Genomic DNA, 17,707 nt, shown 5'->3' on the forward strand with positions numbered 1-17,707 from the left:
ACGCGGCGACGTTAGCGCGCCCGGATCAGGAAGTCGCCTGAAGCGACGGGGCTGGAGACGATTTGGGCGCATGGGCGGCCACGAAGATGCGCGCCGCCTCCTTCGCCCGCGCCGCACGCTTCTCGGGCGCCAGTTGCGGCACATCCAGCATGGCGCGCAGATGGCTGTGGCCCAGCACCAGGCCCGCGAACATCTCGGCCGCCTGCTCGGGATCGCCGACGTGCAGCCGGCCCAGCCGCGTCTGTTCGGCCAGCCACGCCGCCATCTCGCGCAGGCTTCGGCGCGGCCCGGCCTCATAGATGGCGTGGGCGATCTCCGGCGCCTCGGTGGAGATCAGGGCGACCCCCCGCATCGAGCCGACCTTGTCGGCGCTGCACACCCGGTTCAGCAGCGTCAGGGCCAGGGTCTCCAGCACCGTCTGCGGATCGCCGGCGGTGCGCAGGGGCGCCACGATGTCCTCCACCCGTTTGGCGGCCAGGGCCTGGGCGATCTCCAGCTTGGAGGCGAAACGGTTATAGACCGTCTGTTTGGACACGCCGGCCAGTTTGGCGATCTCGTCCATCTTGGCCTGCAGGCCCTTGTCGGCGAACAGGGCGGCGGCGGCGTCCAGGATCGCCTCGCTCTTCTTCTCGTCCACCTGCCCGCGACGGCGCGCCATCAGTGGGCGTCCGACGGCGGGGCGCCGGCCTGGGCCTTCACCGGCTGGGCCAGCAGGGTGACGAAGGCCGCGCCCGCGCACATGACGCCCAACAGGGCGAAGGCGTCGCCGAACGCCATGGTGGTCGCCTGCCGTTGCAGGATCCCGTAGATGGCCTTCATCGCCGAGGCGGCCGGGTCGATGGTGCCCGCGAACCGCTGGGTCATGCCGGCCAGCATCTGGCGCACCGCCTGATCGCCCTGGCCGATGGCGCTGGTCAGTTCGGTCATATGCAGGGCGGTGTTGGACGTCAGGCTGGTGTTCAATATGGCCAGGCCGAAGGCGCCGCCGACGTTGCGCGCCAGGTTGACCAGGCCCGAGGCGTTCTTGACCATGTGCGGCGGCAGGGTGGCCATCGTCACCTGCTGTGAGGCGATCATGGCCAGCATCACCCCTATGCCCCGGAACGCCTGGACCGAGGCGAACTCCCAGAAGCCCCAGTTTTCGGTGACCAGTCGCGCCTCCCACATGCCCCAGGCGCACATCATGAAGCCGCCGAACATCAGGATGCGCGCATCCATCTTGCGCACCAGCCGCCCGGCGAAGGGCGCGGTGGCGAACATGGCCAGGCCGGAGACGACCATGGTGGTGCCCACCTCCGACGAGGAATAGTGCAGCACCCGACCCAGGAACAGCGGCAAGAGGAAGGTGCCGCCGAACAGGGCGAACCCGACGATGAAGGTCATGATGAAACCGACCAGGAAGTTGCGGTTGCCGAAGGCGCGCAGCTCAACGATCGGCTGGCGATAGGTCAGCGACCGCCACACGAAGATCGGCCCGGTCACGGCGGCCACCACCGTCAGCAATAGGATGTGGGTGTCGTCGAACCAGTCGTTCTTGGCCCCTTCCTCCAGCACGAACTGCATCGACATCAGGAAGACGGCCATCAGGCCCAGGCCCCACCAGTCGAACCCCTTGGCCAGGGACGGATCGCCCTTGTCGAAGTTGCCGTAGCGCCCGACCAGGAACAGCACGATCAGTCCCGGCCCGACGTTGATGAAGAACAGCCAGCGCCAGCTCAGCCACTCCGTCAGGTGCCCGCCCAGCGTCGGCCCAACAGTCGGGGCCAGGGTGACGATCAGACCCATGACCACGCTGGCCGTGACCCGCTTGTCCGGCGGAAAGGCGGTGAAGGCGACGGCGAAGACGGTCGGGATCATGGCCCCGCCGACAAAACCCTGAATGGCACGGAACAGGATCATCATGTCGATCGACGACGACAGGCCCGTGGCGATGCTCATCAGGACGAAGCCGGCGCAGGAGGCCAGGAACAGCCGCTGCGTGCCCCACAGGCGCGACAGGAACCCCGACAGAGGGATCATCACCACCTCGGGGATCAGATAGGCGGTCTGGATCCAGCTGATCTCGTCGGCCGAGGCGCCGACCCCGGCCTGGATCTGGGGCAGGGAGGCGGCGACGATCTGGATGTCCAGGATAGCCATGAACTGGCCCACAACCATGCCGGCGAAGCCCAGCAGCAGCATGGTCCAGTTGATCTCGGGATGGCCGGCGACGGGGCCCTTTGACGCGGCGGGGGCCCCGCCGTCAGCGGCGGGGGCGGCGGCGGTCACTGGGCTGCGGCTCCGGTCACAGTCCCGGTCGCGGCCTCGGCGAAGCTTTGGCCGCCCTGGCTCTTCAGGTCGATCTTGACGTCGACCGACAGGCCCGGACGCAGGGCCAGGTTCCGGTCCTCGCCGCTGACCACGATCCGCACCGGCACGCGCTGGGTGATCTTGGTGAAGTTGCCGGTGGCGTTCTCGACCGGGATCAGGGCGAACTCGGACCCGGTGGCGGGGGCGAAGCTGTCGACCCGGCCCTGGATCTTGCGGCCGGGAAAGGCGTCGGCGGAAATTTCGACCGCCTGACCCAGGCGCACCTTATCCAGCTGCGTCTCCTTGAAGTTGGCGACGATATAGGTGTGAGTCAGGGGTACGATGGACATCAGCTGCGTGCCGGCGTTGACGATCTGGCCGGGCCGCACGCTGCGGGCGCCCACGACGCCGGCGGCGGGTGCGCGAATGACGGTGCGCTCCAGGGCGATCCGCGCCTGATCGACCACGGCGCGAGCCTGTTCGACGGCGGCGACGCTCTGCTGGCGGGTCGAGCCCAGCACGCCGGCGGTGCGCTGTTCGGCGACCAGGGCGGCCTGGGCCTGCTGCACGCTGGCGGCGGCGGTGGCGGCCGAGGCGCGCTCGGTCTGTATGCGCTGCTGCGAGACCCAGCCCTGTTCGGCCAGCCTGCCGTAACGATCGACCTCGGCGCGGGCCAGGCCGGCCTGGGCGTGGGCCTGGCTGACGGCGGCGGCGCGGGCGGCGATGGTGGCCTGTTCCTGCTCGGCCTGGGCGTCGACATGGCCCACGGCGGCGATGGCGGCGGCCAGATTGGCCTCGGCTTGGGCCAACTGGGCCTTTTGGTCGGAATCGTCCAGCTTGACCAGGATCTGGCCGGCCTCGACCCGCTGGTTGTCGCCCACCAGAACCTCGGTCACGCGCCCCGACAACTGCGGGCTGACCAGGGTGGTGTCGGCCTGGACGAAGGCGTTGTCTGTGCTCTCCCACCGCTGGCCGTTCAGCCACCAGACCGTGCCGCCGACGATCAGGGCCACGACGACGATCCCCGCCGCGATCAACGGCAGACGTTTCTTGAGTTCAGGCGACATGGCGAAATCCGGGGGAGGGGTGCGACCGATTGAAGCGGCGCTAAAATGGACTTCACTGTCCAAAAATCAATGACCCTGGATACGAATGTTTTGCGTCCTGTCCGGGCGGGTCCGATTTCGTGTATCTGTCGCGCCCCATGACCGACTTCGCCCAGGCCTCCAATCCCCTTCCGTCCCAAGTCGACGTGGTCGTGGTGGGAGCTGGCGCGGCGGGGATCGCGGCGGCGCGGCGCCTGATGCGGCCCGGGCTTTCGCTCTTGGTTCTGGAGGCGCGTGACCGGATCGGCGGGCGCGCCTTCACCCAGCGGATCGAGGGCGAGGGCCTGGATATGGGTTGCGGCTGGCTGCATTCCGCCGACGACAATGTTCTGGCGGGCCGGGTGGAGGCCGAGGGGCTGACACTGGACCAGACCCCGCCGCCTTGGCGCAGCCAGGCTTTCGACCACGAGATGACGTCGGCGGACCAGGCCGCCTTCGGCGAAGCCTTCGCCGCCTTCGACCAGCGCGTCGCCGAGGCCGCCACGCGCGGAGAAGATCGCCCGGCGTCCGACTTCTTCGATCCCGACAGCCGCTGGAACGCCCATATGGACGCCATCTCCGGCGCCCTGAACGGCGCGCGGTTCGCCCAGGTGTCCAGCCTGGACTACGACGCCTATGGCGACACTGGCGTGAACTGGCGGGTGCGCGAGGGATACGGCCGGCTGATCGCGCGGCTGGGCCAGGCGGCGGCCCCGGTCACGGCGACGGATTGCGCCGTGCGCCGCATCGACCGCTCCGGCCCCCTGCTGCGGCTGGAGACCAGCCGGGGCGAACTGACCGCGCGGATCGTCATCCTGACCACGCCCAACAGCCTGATCGCCAACGAGACCGTCCGCATCGACCCGCCGGCGCCCGCCCTGCTGGAGGCGACGGCGGGCGTGCCGCTGGGACTGGCGTCCAAGGTGCATATGACGGTGCGCGGCGCCGCAGATTTCCAGCCCGACACCCAGCTGTGGACCCGCACCGACACGGCCCAGACCGGCGGCTATCACCTGCGGCCGTTCGGGCGGCCGATGATCGAGGCCTATTTCGGGGCCGACCTGGCCTGGGGACTGGAGGCGGAAGGGCCGGCGGCCCTGGCGGATTTCGCGGTCGCCGAACTGGTCTCGGCCCTGGGGTCGGACATGCGCCGACGGCTTCAGGCGGTCGCCGTCAGCGGCTGGGGCGTCGATCCCTGGTCGCAGGGCGCCTATTCCCACGCCCTGCCGGGCCATGCGGCGGATCGGGCGAAACTGCGTGTCTCGGTCGAGGACCGCCTCTTCCTGGCTGGAGAGGCGACGGCCCCTGTCTATTACGGCACGGCCCACGGCGCCTGGATGGAGGGCGAGCGCGCCGCCGACGCCGCCCTGTCCGCCCTTGGCGTTCGGCCCCGCCGGCGTCTGGAAGAGGCCGGGTCATGAAGCCGGTCAAACCCCGAAAACCCGCCGTCAAGCCGGCCGCCAAACGCCCCGCGGTCATGACGGGCGCCCCCATCCCCGTCCTGCGCTGGCCGCCTGACGAGGATCGGGTCGAGGAAATCTTCCAGCGTCTGTCCGGCGTCATGCCCGATCCGAAGACCGAGCTGAACTTCTCCAACCCCTATACGCTGGTGGTCGCCGTCGCCCTGTCGGCCCAGGCCACGGACGTCTCGGTCAACAAGGCGACCGACCGCCTGTTCCAGGTCGCCGACACGCCCGAAAAGATGCTGGCCCTGGGCGAAGAGGGGTTGATCCCCTACATCGCCTCCATCGGCCTTTATCGCGGCAAGGCCCGCAACGTCATCGCGCTGAGCCGCATCGTGCTGGAGCAGCACGGCGGGCAGGTTCCCCTGAACCGCGCCGAGCTTCAGTCCCTGCCCGGCGTTGGGCGAAAGACGGCCTCGGTGGTGCTGAACGAACTGGGGATCGAGGCGGCCATCGCCGTCGACACCCACGTCTTTCGCGTCTCGCACCGGCTGGGCCTGGCCAATGCGGGAACGCCCGACAAGGTGGAGGCTCAGCTGTTCAAGGTGGTGCCGGAAGACTGGCTGCCCAAGGCGCACCACTGGCTGATCCTGCACGGTCGCTACACCTGCACGGCGCGAAAGCCCAAATGCCTGTCCTGCCTGATCGCCGACCTGTGTCCGTCGCGGGCGGGGCTTATGGCGTCGGGGGAAGCCGCTGCGCCGCTCTGAAGGCGTCCGGCCCTTTGACCAGCCTGTCGGACAGGGCGTTCAGCACCCGCAACGCGGCGGCCATGTCGGCCTCGGACACGTCCTGGAACATCCGCTGACGCATCGCCGAGGCGTGGACCTCGAATTCCTTCACGGCCTGATGGCCGCCCGGCTCCATTTCGATCAACCACGAGCGTCCGTCGCCGACCATGCGGCGACGGCTGACCATGCCGTCGCGCTCCAGCCGCTGGACCAGCCGCGTCAAGGAGGCGCCCGACAGCTCCATCCGCTCGGACAGTTCCGACAGCGTCAGACCCTTGGGATGATCCGCCAGAATATAGAGCACTACGGTCGGCGCGCCCGTATGGCCATGATCGCGGAAAAGGTCGGCGACCCGCATCTTCCAGCGTTTCGCCGTGATCATGATCTGCATGGCGACTTGCCGCTGCAGCGTCTCTCGCGCGATGGCCGACAAGCCGGACCTCTTTGAAAACCGGGGAAAAAGCAGATTTGCACGGCGCGCGCGAAGCAGAAACCGTCAGGGTTGAGCCTTAGCTTGCTAACTAAGGCCGCACGGCTTCTAAACCTCCGCCGTGCGATTCCCGTTCCTGCTTTTTTGTCTTGAAAGTCCTGAACATGCGCCTGTTTCGAAACCGCGACGACGATATCGCCGTCGCCGAACTGCGCAGCATGGTCGCCGCGATCGATCGCTCGCAGGCGGTGATCCAGTTCGATCTGGACGGCACGGTCCGTGAGGCGAACGCCAACTTCCTGTCCGTCCTGGGCTATGCGCTGGACGACATCGTCGGGCGTCATCACCGGATGTTCGTCGATCCCGCGGAGGTCGACAGCCCGGCCTACGCCGACTTCTGGCGGCGGCTGAACGCGGGCGAGTTCGTCAGCGACAAGTTCGTCCGCTATGGCCAAGATGGTCGCCGCGTCGTGATCGAGGCCAGCTACAACCCCGTCTTCGACGCGACGGGACGCGTCTATAAGGTCGTCAAATTCGCCATTGACGTGACCGCCGTGGAGGAGGAACGCGAACGGCGTCTCGCGGCGGAACACCAGGCGGCGGCCATCCAGACCGCCGTGGTTCAGGGCACGGCGCGGGGCCTGTCGGCCATGGCCGCCGGCGACCTGGCCTATCGGATCGAAGACGCGTTTCCGGGCGACTACGCCGCCCTGCGCGACAACTTCAATGCGGCCATGGCGGCGCTGGACGATGCGGTCGGGGTGATCGGCGTTAACGCCGTGGCCATGCAGGCCGGCGCCCATGAGATCAGCCAGGCCGCCGACGACCTGTCGCGCCGCACCGAACGTCAGGCCGCCAGTCTGGAAGAGACGGCCGCCGCTCTGGATCAGATCACCGCCACGGTGCGCAGGACCGCCGAGAACGCCCAGGCCGCGGACAGCGTCGTCGGACAGGGCCGCAGCCAGGCCGAAGTCGGGGCCGTGGTGGTTCAGCGCGCCGTCGCCGCCATGGGCGAGATCGAACACTCCTCGGGCCAGATCAACCAGATCATCGGGGTTATCGACGAGATCGCCTTCCAGACCAATCTGCTGGCCTTGAACGCCGGGGTCGAGGCCGCGCGCGCCGGCGAGGCGGGGCGCGGCTTCGCCGTCGTGGCCTCCGAAGTCCGCGCCCTGGCCCAGCGGTCGGCCGAGGCCGCCAAGGAGATCAAGACCCTGATCTCGTCCAGCGCCGGCCAGGTGAAACAGGGCGTGGACCTGGTGCGCCAGTCGGGCGAGGTGCTGACCGGCATCGCCGACCGCATCGCCGAGATCACCACCCTGATGGGCGAAGTCCGCGCCTCCACCCAGGAACAGTCGGTCGGCCTGGCCGAGGTCAACACCGCCGTCAACGAGATGGATCAGGTCACTCAGCAGAACGCCGCCATGGTTGAACAATCGACCGCCGCCAGCCTCAATCTGACGCGAGAGGCGGCCGAACTGGCGGCCCTCGTCGGCCGGTTCACCGTCAGCGCCGTCGCCGGCGCCGCCGCGCCCCCGGCGCATGATTCCGCGGTCCATCAGGCCCAGGCGCGCATCGAAACCTTCGCGCGCGATCAAACCGCGCCGACGCGGCCCCGACTGGTGGCGGGCGGCGGGGAATGGGAGGCCTTCTGACCGGAGCGCTCGCTCAGCCGCCCAATCGTCGACTCACGGCGGCGGCGAAGCCCGCGCCGTTCGCCGGGTCGTGATCCAGATAGAAGTCCGGTTCGATCAGTTCGGCCTCCATCAGCACCCACCGTCCGGCGTCGTCGCGCGCCAGGTCGATACGGGCGTAGAGCAGCGGCTCGTCGATGGCCGCCAGCACCTGCTGCGCCAGAGCCATGGCCGCGTCATCCGGCGTCACGGTCGTGTAAAGGCCGCCGAACTGCATCTGGATGCGGAAATCGCCCGGCACGGGACGTTTGTTGACCGCATGGCTGAACCGCCCGCCGAAGAACAGCAGCGAGGTCTCCCCCTCGGTCTCAATGGATTTCAGATAGGGCTGGATCATCGACGCCCCCTCCGGCGCCTCGATCAGAGCCTCGCCGGGCGATAGCCGCAGGGTGCGAAAGGCGCCTGCCGACACCGTCGGCTTGACGATCAGGACCGGCGCGCCGGTCTCGGCGAAGACGGCGTCCACCTGATCCTGGGTAACGCCGTCGGTCCAGCGGGTCGGCGGGGTGGGCACGCCCTTGTCCGCCAGCCGCGCCAGATACGCCTTGTCGGAGTTCCAGCGCAGCACGTCGGCCGGATTGTCCATCGTCAGGCCCGCGCGGGTCCAGGTTTCGCACCCCGCCAGCCAGCGATCGTGGTCGCGGTGATAGCCCCAGGCGATGACCGGCAGTATCAGATCGTGGTCCGCCAGGCCTGCGGCGTGGTCCACATGATCGGTCCAAGGCGTGGCGACCACGCGCGCGCCAGTGGTCTCCAGCGTCGCCTTCAGCCGCGCCAGCACCTCGGGCCAGCGCCCGATGTAGGAGCGATCGGATGGATCGGGGGTCAGCACGGCGATCTGGGTCATGCGATCGTCATATCGAAGTGGGAACGGGCATATAAGGGCTTCCTTATATGATTTCGGGTGACGCGCGGTCTTCCAGACGCTAAGGCGCGATCATGACCCAGAACACCGCCCAATACGACGTCTGCGCCGTCGGCAACGCCATCGTCGACGTGCTCAGCCCCTGCGACGCCGCCTTCCTGGCCGCCCAGGATCTGGCGCCCAACTCGATGCAACTGGTCGACGCCGAACGCAGCGCCGCCTTGTACGACGCCATGGCGCCGGGCGTGGAGGCTTCGGGCGGGTCGGCCGGCAACACTGTCGCAGGCGTCGGTTCGTTCAGCGGACGGGCGGCCTATATCGGCAAGGTCGCCGACGATGTGCTGGGCCAGGTCTTCACCCACGACATCCGCGCGGCGGGCGTGCATTTCGACACCCCGGTCCTGACTGGCGGCGCCGACCAGGGCTTCGGCACCGGGCGCTGCCTGATCAACGTCCTGTCGGACGGCGCGCGCACCATGGCCACCTTCCTGGGCGCCGCGAACCAACTGTTCGCCGACGACATCGACGAGGCCCTGATCGCGGCCAGCCAGATCGTCTATCTCGAAGGCTATCTGTTCGACCCGGCCCCGGCCCGCGCCGCCTTCGAACGCGCCGCCGCCGCCGCCCATGCGGCGGGCCGCAAGGTCGCCATCACCCTGTCCGACACCTTCGTCGTCGCCCGCTGGCGCGCCGAACTGCTCGACTTCGTCGCCCAGTCCGCCGACATCGTCCTGGCCAACGAGGCCGAACTGGGCGCCCTGTTCGAGACCGAAGACTTCGACGCCGCCGCCGCGCAACTGGCCGCCATCGTCGAGATCGCCGCCGTCACGCGCGGCGAACATGGCTCGGTCGTGATCAAGGGCGACGAGCGCATCGTCGTCGCCGCCTATCCGGTCGCCAAGGTCATCGACACCACCGGCGCCGGCGATCAGTACGCCGCCGGCTTCCTGCTGGGCGTGGCGCGCGATCTGCCGCTGGAAGACGCCGCTAGGCTCGGCTCCCTCGCCGCCTCGGAAGTCATCGCCCACTGGGGCCCGCGTCCGATGGTGAAACTGTCCGATCTGGCCAAAGAGAACGGGCTGAAGATCTAGGACGCTCAGTCTCCTCCCCATTTCATGGGGAGGTGGCTCGGAGTGCAGCGGAGAGACGGAGGGGTTCTTACCGCATCGCCAGCGTCTGTGAGACTTTAAAGAGCCCCTCCACCGCTACGCGGTCCCCCTCCCCATTGTATGGGGAGGAGACGGCCTCCCTCAGCTCTTCCACCTCAGCGTCACAGGCTGGATCGGGTTCACGAAGGCTCGGTCCTCCCCCCGGCTCCTGGCCCATTCGCGCTTCAGCTGCTGATACCATTTCGCCTGTCGGTCGGCGTCGTCGATCCAGATCAGGGCGGGGTCGTAGCGCAGACCTTCGTTCTGCAGGTTCACCATCCCGCCGTCCTGTTTCAGGAAGGCGACCACGCCCATCCGCAGGAAGGGTTTGGCGATGTTGAACACCCAGTGGTCGGACCAGAACATCTGGGTGATGCGGGTCTTGGTCTCGGTGATCGGGGTCAGGCAGGTCAGGGCCAGCACCTGTTTCTCGCCCACCTGGATATGCTCCCAGCGATAGCCGGGCAGGCGGAAGGTGATCTCGGTCGCGGGCGCGCCGCCCAGAATCTTGTAGAGGCGACTGTTCGACGACGGGGTGTGGCGCACCATGGCCCAGCCATAGTCGGTCGGGGCGAAGGCCTTGGCCTTTTCGTGCATCGAATGTTCGGACCGCCACCACCATTGCTGGTGGACGTAGGGACCATGGGCGGGGTCCATCAGGCCGACAACGGCGTGGTCGATGTGGCTGTCGAAATCCATGGCCTCGACCAGCTTGGCCTCGCCCCCCACAACGCCGGGAAAGACCGGCGGCGCGTGGTCGGGGTCCATCGGGTTTCGGGCGTCCGACGCCATCCAGACGAAGACGATCCCCTGGCTTTCACGCACCGGATAGGACCGAACCCGGATGCGGTTCGCCTCGAACGCCTGGTCCTCGACCAGGGACGGGATGGCGGCGCAGACCCCGTCGGGCTGGAAGCGCCAGCCGTGGTAGGGGCATTCGACCGTCTCGCCCTCGCCGGGCTTGTCGACCAACCGGCCCGCCGACAGGGGCGCCGCCCGGTGGGGGCAGATGTCGCGCATCGCATAGACCTGGCCCGCCTTGGTGCGTCCGATCAAGACAGGCTCGCCCATGATCTCGTGACGTTTCAGGCTGCCGGGCGCGACGTCTCGACCTAGCGCCACGAAATACCAGGCGTCGGTGACGAACCCCTTGCCGAACGGCTGTGCGCCGGCCTTGGACGGGGCGGCTTCGGCGGAGGGCGACGATACAGGGGCGGCGGTCATCCGCGCTGTTTAACAGCGCAGCCGCCGTCGCCATAGAGGGCTGGGCCGGAGACGCGCGGGACGGTTTGTCCTGCCCACATCTTTCCCTCTGCGGCCGGACGCGATTAAGTCTCTGCCGAAGAACGCCGCCCACGGCGTCGAAGGGACGTTTCGCCATGCTTCGCATCCTCGCCATCGCCGCGGCCATCCTGGCCTCGCCCGTCGCGGCCGCCGCCCAGGATGGCCACGCAGCGCATCCCGGCGATGGGGCCGTGGCCTTCCAGTCGGACCGCATCCAGGTGCGCGTCGATGGCGACACGAACGGCCGCGACATCATCCTGATCCCCGGCCTCAGTTCCTCGCCCCAAATCTGGCAGGGGACGGTGGATCATCTGGCGGGGCGCAACGGTCCGGGCTGGCGCATTCATCGCATCCAGGTTGACGGTTTCGCCGGGGCGCCCGCCGCCGGCAACGCCCAGACCGGTCAGACCCCGACCTCCGTCGCAGCCCCCGTCGCCGAGGAGATCGCCCGCTACATCCGCGAACGGGGGCTGACCAAGCCGGTCGTGGTGGGGCATTCCATGGGCGGGACCATCGGTCTGATGCTGGCGGCGCGCCACCCGCATCAGGTGGGGCGGCTGATGGTGGTGGACATGATCCCCTTCATGGGCGCCATGTTCTCGGCCCCCGGCGCGACGGCCGAGACGGTCGCCCCCGTCGCCGACCAGATCTGGGCCGCCCAGGCCAACAGCCCGCGCGAGGTCTATGTCGCCCAGGCCACGGCCTCCATAACCGGCATGATCAATACCGAAAGCCGCCGCGAACTGGCGCTGCAGAACATGCGCGACAGCGACCAGAAGGTTTCGGCCGCCGCCTTCCGCGAACTGGTCGCCACCGACCTGCGCCCCGAACTGCCCCGGATCACCGCCCCGACCGAGGTGCTTTACGTCAAGTTCAACGACGCCCGCATGACCCCGGAAATCACCGACGCCATCTATCAGGCCGCCTACGCCGGCCTGCCGGGCGCGACCCTGAAGCGGATCGACGACAGCGCCCACTTCATCATGTTCGACCAACCCGAGGTCTTTTACGGCGCGCTGGACGCTTTCCTGGCGCGATAATCCATCCGAAAGCCTGTTGGGGTGCGCTTCTGGACGCCATTCTTTCGGCGAAATGGCCGCTCACGGTCGCGTGATCTGGGCGAGGGCGTTTCGGCGGCGTCGCTTAGGCGATATGAGAACGGCTTAGGCGAACCGCGTCGCTTCCGGCGCGGCATCTGAAGGATGGACATGGCGGGACCAGTGAACGCGGGCGGACCACAGGCCCAGGGCAAGCCCCGCCGGTCCGGGCTTCAACGGCTGCTGTATTGGAGCGCGGTTCTGGCGGTCTGGGGGCTGATCTTCCTGGTCGTCTTCTTCGCCGTCTTCGCGCGCGGCCTGCCCGACACTTCCAGCCTGTACAATGTCGATCGCCAGCCCTCGATCACCTATTTGGACCGCAACGGCGCCCTGATCGCGACACGGGGCACCCAGATGGCGCCGCCCGCCGATCTGGACGCCCTGCCGGACTATGTGCCGGCGGCCTTCATCGCCATCGAGGACCGGCGCTTCTATCACCACCCCGGTTTTGACCCCATCGGCATGATGCGCGCCATGGCCACCAACGTCCGCGCCGGACGGGTGGTTCAGGGCGGCTCGACCCTGACTCAGCAGCTGGCCAAGAACCTGTTCCTGACGCCCGACCAGAACCTGCGCCGCAAGGTGCAGGAGCTGATGCTGGCGGTCTGGCTGGAGATGAAATTCTCCAAGAAGGAGATCCTGGCCCTCTATCTGAACCGGGTCTATTTCGGCGCCGGCGCCTATGGGATCGAGGCGGCGTCGCAGCGCTATTTCGACAAGTCGGCCAAGGATCTGACCGTCGGAGAGGCCGCGCTTCTGGCGGGCCTGCTGAAGGCGCCTTCGCGCTATTCGCCGGTGTCCGAGAGCGAGCGCGCCGCCGCCCGCGCCACCGTCGTCCTGAACGAGATGGAGGAGGCCGGCGTGATCACCGCCGCCCAGCGCGAACAGGCCGTGACCCAGCCGGTCATCGTCTCGCGCACGCTCGCGACCCAGCACGCCCAGTATTTCATCGACTGGCTGGACAAGTCGATCCGCGGCCTGGTCGGCGAACCGACCGAGGATATGGTGGTCGAAACCACCCTGGATCTGACCCTGCAGACGGCCGCCGAACGGTCGGTGCGCCGCATCCTGGACCGCGACGGCGCGAAGGGCGTGCAGCAGGCAGCCCTTGTCGCCCTGGACGGCGATGGCCGGGTGCGGGCCATGATCGGCGGAGCCTCCTACGCCGACAGCCAGTTCAACCGCGCCGTCGATGCGCGCCGTCAGGCGGGCTCGTCATGGAAGCCCTTCGTCTATCTGGCGGCCATGGAGGCGGGCTTCACGCCCCAGACTCCGTTGGTCGATCAGCCGATCACCATCGGCAACTGGTCGCCCCGCAACTATTCCGGCGCCTTCAGCGGTCCGATGACCATCGCCCAGGCGGTGGCCCAGTCGACCAATACGGTGGCGGCCTCGGTCGCCGATCAGGTGGGGCGCGACAGCGTGGCCCGCGCCGCGCGCCGACTGGGCATCGAGAGCCGCATCGGCCTGGAGCCGGCCATGGCGCTCGGCGCCGTCGAGGTGTCGCCGCTGGAGATGGCCACCGCCTATGACGCCTTCGCCAACGGCGGTCGCCGCGTCGAGGCCTACGGCATCAGCCGCATCCGCACGCCCCAGGGCCGCGTCATCTATCAGCGCGAGAGCGGCCAGAGCGGCCAGGCGATCAACAATCCGCCGCTCTATTACATGAACCAGATGCTGCGGGGCGTGGTGACGGGCGGCTCGGGCCGGTCGGCGGCCATCGCCGGCCGCGATCTGGCGGGCAAGACCGGCACCACCTCGGACTACAAGGACGCCTGGTTCGTCGGCTACACTGGCGGCTTCGTCGCCGCCGTCTGGGTCGGCAAGGACGACAACACCGCCATGCGCGGCGTGACCGGCGGCTCCTCGCCCGCCGCCATCTGGAAGGGCTTCATGGAGGCGGCCCTGCCGCGCCTGAACGCCCCCGCCATCCCCAATGGCCCCGCCATGCCCGAGGGCTGGGTCGCGCCCGATCCGGTCGGCGACCTGATGAGCGGCCTTGATCAGGGCGGCGTCCTGGTCGATCCGGTCGATCCCAATCAGGGCGAACCCTATGCGGACCAGCCCGGCGCCGTCGTTCAGCCGATGCCGCCCAAACAGTCCGCGCCCCAGCAGCCGACCAAGCCTTCCGGCCCGCCGCCCGGCTATCGCGATCCGCCGAACCAGCAGCCCGAGGGACGGCCCCAGCCCGAACGCAAGGGCGACGCCCTGTTCTTCTGACCGGCCGATGCCGCCGCGACCACAGAAAAAGGGAGGCGACCCCGCGGTCGCCTCCCTTTGTCTTTATCCGACCCGAAACGGGTTCAGCGCGGGCAGGACAGGTCGCCCTCCTGGCATTGCGCCAGGGTCCGCAGTTGCTGTGTGCGTTCGTTGGTCAGGCGCGCCAGACAGCCCGAATGGACCATCGGATAGGCCGACCCGCCCTGCACGCCGGACGCTTCGACCCGGCATTGCTGGTCGCGGAAGCTGATCCAGCTGCGCTGGGCGTTGCGCAGCAGGGTCCGGCTCGCGGGCGACAGCCGACCCATGGTCGTGGTGTACTGGCTGTTCAGCGCCCGGTCGGCGCGCTGCAGGTCTTGGGCGGCGCTGGCGTTCATCGCCGTCTGGCTTTGCGCCGAGGCGGACGAGGCGGCGAGCGCCAGGCCGAGGGCGACGGTCAGGGGAAGGATGGCTTTCATGGTGCGTTCCTGAGGTGGAGGGCGCCTATCGAACGCGCCCCACTGCAGGAGTTTCCGCCCCTGTCGCCATCCGTCGTCTCTTTTCCTACCGGCCCACGGCGTGCAGCGCGCCGCCGTGATCCTTCAGCCACTTCCGCCAAGGCCTGTGATCTCCGACCAGCCGTTCGACCACTGACCAATAGGCCGGGCTGTGGTCGGCATGGACCAGATGGGCGACCTCGTGGGCGGCCAGATAGTCGATGACCGGCGGCGGGGCCATGATGACCCGCCAGGAATAGCGGATGGTGCGATTGTGCGGGCTGCACGAGCCCCAGCGCGACCGGGTGTCGGCGATGGACACCTTGACCGGTCCCTGGCCCAGCGTCCGCAGATGGTGGCCGGTACGTTCCACCAGCGTGTCGCGCGCCTCGCGTTTCAGCAGGTTCTCGACCCGGCGCGCATAGGCGTCGTCCTCGCCGCCTGAGCGGATGACCGTTCCTTCTTCGACCAGACGCGCCGCGACCGCGCCGGGCGCCGCCTCCAAGCGCACGGGGCGACCGCGCAGGGAAATGACCTGGCCCGGTTCCAGCGGCCGGCCCTTGGGCCGCACCGCCAGCCGTTCGCTGATCCAGACGGCCTTGGTCCGGGCGAAGGCGACGGCCTGGGTCAGGCCGCGCTCGCTGGGCGCGATCACCACCGCCTCGCCGGCCCGCGCGTCGATCCGCACCGACAGGCGCCGGGCGCGCGGATTGACCGACAGTCTCAGGACGGGACCGACGCCGGCCCCGCCTTCGTCAAGCGGCAGCCGCTGACCGTTGCGGTACGCCACCGACAGCCTCGTTCTGGGCGATGAAATCGCGGACGCGGGGATAGATTTCGTCGCGGAAGCGACGGCCGTTGAACACGCCGTAATGGCCGACGCCCGGCTGGACGTAGAGGACGCGCCGATCCTCGGGGACATTGGGGCACAGGCCGTGGGCCGCCTGGGTCTGGCCGACGCCGGAGATGTCGTCCTTCTCGCCCTCGACGGTCATCAGGCCGATGTCGGTGATCTTGGTCAGATCGACCTTGCACCCGCGATGTTCCAGCAGGCCCCGCGCCAGCAGATGCTGCTGGAAGACGATGTCGATGGTCTGCAGATAGAACTCCTCGGTCAGGTCCAGCACCGACAGGTATTCGTCGTAGAATTCCTCGTGCTTCTCCACCCCGTCGCCGTCCCCGGCGATCAGGCTGTTGAAATAGCTCCAGTGGGCGTCGCGGTGCCGATCCTCGTTCATCGACATGAAGCTGTAGAGCTGGACGAACCCCGGATAGACGCGCCGCCCGAACCCCGCATAGGGCAGGGGCACGGTGTGGATCATGTTGGACTTGAACCAGGTGAAGGGCTTTTCCTCCGCCAGCTGGTTCGTCACGGTCGGCGACAGGCGCGCATCGATGGGCGAGCCCATGAAGGTCATGGACAGGGGCCGGTTCTCGTCGCCGTCCTCGGCCATCACCGCGCCGGCGGCCAGAACCGGCGGCCCGGGCTGGCAGACGCCGACGACGTGGGCGCGTCCCCCGATCTCGGCCAGCATCAGTCGGATGTGGTCGATATAGTCGAAGAAGTCGAACCGTCCCTCCAGCATCGGCACCTGACGGGCGTTGATCCAGTCGGTGACATAGACGTCGTGGTCCTGCAGAAAGGCCTCGACCGTGCCGCGCAGCAGGGTGGCGTAGTGACCTGACAGCGGGGCCACGATCAGGACGGCCGGACCGGAGGCGGGCTTCTTGGCGCGCTTCAGGTCGCCGATGTTGCGCGCGAACCGGACCAGGCGGCACCAAGGGCTCTGCCAGATCACCTGTTCGGTGGTTCGCACGGTCTTGCCGCCGATCTCCAGCGTCTCCAGCTTCCAGGCCGGCTTGCCGTAGCGCCGGGTGACGCTCTCGAACAGTTCGGCCGAGGCGTAGGCGGTTCGGCCGACGGCGGTGTCGGCCGCCGGGTTCAGCGGCGAGGTCCAGAAGCTGCGGGCCAGCTGCGCCCCGATGCGGAAGGGCAGGGCCGACTGATAGGCGAGTTCGTGAAAGGCGTAGAGCATGACGGTCCGTGACGGCTGAGGGCCGTTTGTGCAGGGCAACATATAACGCCGCACCCTGCAAAAGGATTATGAGGCTGCGGAACAGCCCTTAGTCGAATGCGCTTCCACGACACCTGTCATCCTAGGCCTTGTGCCTAGGATTCATCGAGTCGGACGCGCCCGTTGATCGACAGGCGCCGGCCGCCAAACCTAAACACCGGGCGTATGCATCCCAAGCGCAAGGCCTAGGATGACGAGCAGAGAAGAACTCACCCCCGCGCCATCGCGTCCTCGATGATCTTGGTCGTCTTGTCCGGCCCCATGCCATAGGCGACGGCGGTGCGGAAACGGCCGTCCGGCCCCATCAGATAGACGGTCAGGGAGTGGTTCATCGTATAGGTCTCGCCCTCGCCCACCTTCTGATAGAAGGCGCGGTAAGCCTTGGCCGCCGTCGCCACCTGTTCGGGCGTGCCGGTCAGGCCGATGGTCCCCTTGGGAAAGCCGTCCGACGACAGATAGTCTTTCAGCATCTGCGGCGTGTCGCGCTGGGGGTCGATGCTGACGAAGACGATCTGCAGGTTCTGGGCCTTGTCGCCCAGCCGCTGCTGCACGGCGGCCAGTTCGGCCAGGGTCGTGGGGCAGAACTCGGGGCAATAGGTGAAGCCGAAGAAGACCAGGCTCCATTTGCCGTTCAGCATCGTCTGGTCGACCGTGCGGCCGTCCTGGTCGACCAACTGGAAGTCGCCGCCGATCAGCGGCTGGCCGGTCGAGGTCGTCTCCGCGCCGTTCGCCGGCGCGCCGCGCCCGCTGACCACGACCACGGTGATGATGGCCAGCGCCGCCGCCACGGCGATGCAGGCGCCGGCGAACAGCAGGACGGAACGACGCGGCATGACGACCTCTCACGAAA

At 68.3% G+C, this 17,707-nt stretch carries 16 protein-coding genes; 6 read left to right on the top strand and 10 right to left on the bottom strand.

From position 1 onward, the window contains the following. Positions 1 to 25 precede the first annotated feature (25 nt). From ACYX4P_RS04195 to ACYX4P_RS04205, 3 genes are read right to left on the bottom strand one after another with little or no spacing between them, the layout of a single operon-like run. Positions 26 to 658: a TetR/AcrR family transcriptional regulator C-terminal domain-containing protein gene (locus ACYX4P_RS04195; RefSeq protein WP_248119354.1), complete on the bottom strand. Its 633-nt coding sequence runs from the start codon at positions 656 to 658 to the stop codon at positions 26 to 28. Beyond that, positions 658 to 2,268: a DHA2 family efflux MFS transporter permease subunit gene (locus tag ACYX4P_RS04200; protein ID WP_374322012.1), complete on the bottom strand. Its 1,611-nt coding sequence runs from the start codon at positions 2,266 to 2,268 to the stop codon at positions 658 to 660. Before ACYX4P_RS04200 ends, ACYX4P_RS04195 begins: the two co-directional genes overlap by 1 nt. Then, complete coding sequence (locus tag ACYX4P_RS04205) at positions 2,265 to 3,356, bottom strand: HlyD family secretion protein (RefSeq protein WP_248119353.1); 1,092 nt, start codon at positions 3,354 to 3,356, stop codon at positions 2,265 to 2,267. The genes ACYX4P_RS04200 and ACYX4P_RS04205 overlap by 4 nt, the downstream gene beginning before the upstream one ends. 137 nt (positions 3,357 to 3,493) lie before the next feature. Between ACYX4P_RS04205 and ACYX4P_RS04210 the strand changes: the two genes are divergently transcribed. Together ACYX4P_RS04210 and nth are read left to right on the top strand one after the other, a co-directional pair. Then, entirely contained in the window at positions 3,494 to 4,795 is a 1,302-nt protein-coding gene (locus tag ACYX4P_RS04210; protein WP_248119352.1) for a flavin monoamine oxidase family protein, read from the top strand. Further along, positions 4,792 to 5,547, top strand: coding sequence for an endonuclease III (nth, locus tag ACYX4P_RS04215; RefSeq protein WP_248119351.1), 756 nt, complete (start codon positions 4,792 to 4,794; stop codon positions 5,545 to 5,547). Before ACYX4P_RS04210 ends, nth begins: the two co-directional genes overlap by 4 nt. Here the strand turns inward: nth and ACYX4P_RS04220 are convergent. Beyond that, positions 5,513 to 6,001: a MarR family winged helix-turn-helix transcriptional regulator gene (locus tag ACYX4P_RS04220; protein WP_248119350.1), complete on the bottom strand. Its 489-nt coding sequence runs from the start codon at positions 5,999 to 6,001 to the stop codon at positions 5,513 to 5,515. The genes nth and ACYX4P_RS04220 overlap by 35 nt on opposite strands. A gap of 161 nt (positions 6,002 to 6,162) precedes the next feature. On the opposite strand from ACYX4P_RS04220, the gene ACYX4P_RS04225 reads away from it, so the two are divergent. Continuing rightward, complete coding sequence (locus tag ACYX4P_RS04225) at positions 6,163 to 7,653, top strand: methyl-accepting chemotaxis protein (protein WP_248119349.1); 1,491 nt, start codon at positions 6,163 to 6,165, stop codon at positions 7,651 to 7,653. Between the two features lie 13 nt (positions 7,654 to 7,666). Here the strand turns inward: ACYX4P_RS04225 and ACYX4P_RS04230 are convergent, their stop codons facing one another. Continuing rightward, entirely contained in the window at positions 7,667 to 8,539 is an 873-nt protein-coding gene (locus ACYX4P_RS04230) for an ATP-grasp domain-containing protein (protein WP_248119348.1), read from the bottom strand. A 92-nt stretch (positions 8,540 to 8,631) separates the two neighbouring features. Between ACYX4P_RS04230 and ACYX4P_RS04235 the strand changes: the two genes are divergently transcribed. Beyond that, on the top strand, positions 8,632 to 9,648 hold the full coding sequence (locus tag ACYX4P_RS04235; RefSeq protein WP_248119347.1) for an adenosine kinase: 1,017 nt from the start codon (positions 8,632 to 8,634) through the stop codon (positions 9,646 to 9,648). Between the two features lie 159 nt (positions 9,649 to 9,807). On the opposite strand, the gene ACYX4P_RS04240 is transcribed toward ACYX4P_RS04235, so the two are convergent. Next, positions 9,808 to 10,929 carry an aromatic ring-hydroxylating oxygenase subunit alpha gene (locus ACYX4P_RS04240; protein ID WP_248119346.1) on the bottom strand — a complete coding sequence of 374 codons (1,122 nt, stop codon included), beginning with the start codon at positions 10,927 to 10,929 and terminating at the stop codon, positions 9,808 to 9,810. Between the two features lie 155 nt (positions 10,930 to 11,084). On the opposite strand from ACYX4P_RS04240, the gene ACYX4P_RS04245 reads away from it, so the two are divergent. Both ACYX4P_RS04245 and ACYX4P_RS04250 read left to right on the top strand, forming a co-directional pair. Then, positions 11,085 to 12,029, top strand: coding sequence for an alpha/beta fold hydrolase (locus tag ACYX4P_RS04245; protein WP_292047455.1), 945 nt, complete (start codon positions 11,085 to 11,087; stop codon positions 12,027 to 12,029). Between the two features lie 168 nt (positions 12,030 to 12,197). Next, the gene (locus ACYX4P_RS04250; RefSeq protein WP_312571063.1) at positions 12,198 to 14,306 is read left to right on the top strand and encodes a transglycosylase domain-containing protein; all 2,109 of its coding nucleotides are present in this window, start codon (positions 12,198 to 12,200) and stop codon (positions 14,304 to 14,306) included. Between the two features lie 83 nt (positions 14,307 to 14,389). On the opposite strand, the gene ACYX4P_RS04255 is transcribed toward ACYX4P_RS04250, so the two are convergent. The 4 genes from ACYX4P_RS04255 to ACYX4P_RS04270 all read right to left on the bottom strand — a co-directional run bounded on the left by ACYX4P_RS04255 (position 14,390) and on the right by ACYX4P_RS04270 (position 17,690). After that, a complete protein-coding gene (locus tag ACYX4P_RS04255) occupies positions 14,390 to 14,764 on the bottom strand; it encodes a lysozyme inhibitor LprI family protein (protein WP_248119343.1) in 375 nt (124 codons plus the stop codon). Between the two features lie 85 nt (positions 14,765 to 14,849). Then, positions 14,850 to 15,572 carry a M48 family metallopeptidase gene (locus ACYX4P_RS04260; RefSeq protein WP_248119342.1) on the bottom strand — a complete coding sequence of 241 codons (723 nt, stop codon included), beginning with the start codon at positions 15,570 to 15,572 and terminating at the stop codon, positions 14,850 to 14,852. Beyond that, positions 15,538 to 16,818, bottom strand: coding sequence for a polyhydroxyalkanoate depolymerase (locus ACYX4P_RS04265; RefSeq protein WP_248119341.1), 1,281 nt, complete (start codon positions 16,816 to 16,818; stop codon positions 15,538 to 15,540). Before ACYX4P_RS04265 ends, ACYX4P_RS04260 begins: the two co-directional genes overlap by 35 nt. A gap of 248 nt (positions 16,819 to 17,066) precedes the next feature. Beyond that, on the bottom strand, positions 17,067 to 17,690 hold the full coding sequence (locus ACYX4P_RS04270) for an SCO family protein (RefSeq protein WP_248119340.1): 624 nt from the start codon (positions 17,688 to 17,690) through the stop codon (positions 17,067 to 17,069). Positions 17,691 to 17,707: the final 17 nt, after the last annotated feature.

Source organism: Brevundimonas sp. ABV4_179 (assembly GCF_056311945.1).

Excerpts from the sequence above, each read along its gene's own strand:
- ACYX4P_RS04240 (WP_248119346.1), bottom strand. The coding sequence starts at position 10,929 with ATGACCGCCGCCCCTGTATCGTCGCCCTCCGCCGAAGCCGCCCCGTCC.
- nth (WP_248119351.1), top strand. The coding sequence starts at position 4,792 with ATGAAGCCGGTCAAACCCCGAAAACCCGCCGTCAAGCCGGCCGCCAAA.
- ACYX4P_RS04210 (WP_248119352.1), top strand. The coding sequence starts at position 3,494 with ATGACCGACTTCGCCCAGGCCTCCAATCCCCTTCCGTCCCAAGTCGAC.
- ACYX4P_RS04265 (WP_248119341.1), bottom strand. The coding sequence starts at position 16,818 with ATGCTCTACGCCTTTCACGAACTCGCCTATCAGTCGGCCCTGCCCTTC.
- ACYX4P_RS04230 (WP_248119348.1), bottom strand. The coding sequence starts at position 8,539 with ATGACCCAGATCGCCGTGCTGACCCCCGATCCATCCGATCGCTCCTAC.
- ACYX4P_RS04255 (WP_248119343.1), bottom strand. The coding sequence starts at position 14,764 with ATGAAAGCCATCCTTCCCCTGACCGTCGCCCTCGGCCTGGCGCTCGCC.
- ACYX4P_RS04245 (WP_292047455.1), top strand. The coding sequence starts at position 11,085 with ATGCTTCGCATCCTCGCCATCGCCGCGGCCATCCTGGCCTCGCCCGTC.
- ACYX4P_RS04270 (WP_248119340.1), bottom strand. The coding sequence starts at position 17,690 with ATGCCGCGTCGTTCCGTCCTGCTGTTCGCCGGCGCCTGCATCGCCGTG.
- ACYX4P_RS04235 (WP_248119347.1), top strand. The coding sequence starts at position 8,632 with ATGACCCAGAACACCGCCCAATACGACGTCTGCGCCGTCGGCAACGCC.
- ACYX4P_RS04225 (WP_248119349.1), top strand. The coding sequence starts at position 6,163 with ATGCGCCTGTTTCGAAACCGCGACGACGATATCGCCGTCGCCGAACTG.
- ACYX4P_RS04250 (WP_312571063.1), top strand. The coding sequence starts at position 12,198 with ATGGCGGGACCAGTGAACGCGGGCGGACCACAGGCCCAGGGCAAGCCC.
- ACYX4P_RS04205 (WP_248119353.1), bottom strand. The coding sequence starts at position 3,356 with ATGTCGCCTGAACTCAAGAAACGTCTGCCGTTGATCGCGGCGGGGATC.
- ACYX4P_RS04195 (WP_248119354.1), bottom strand. The coding sequence starts at position 658 with ATGGCGCGCCGTCGCGGGCAGGTGGACGAGAAGAAGAGCGAGGCGATC.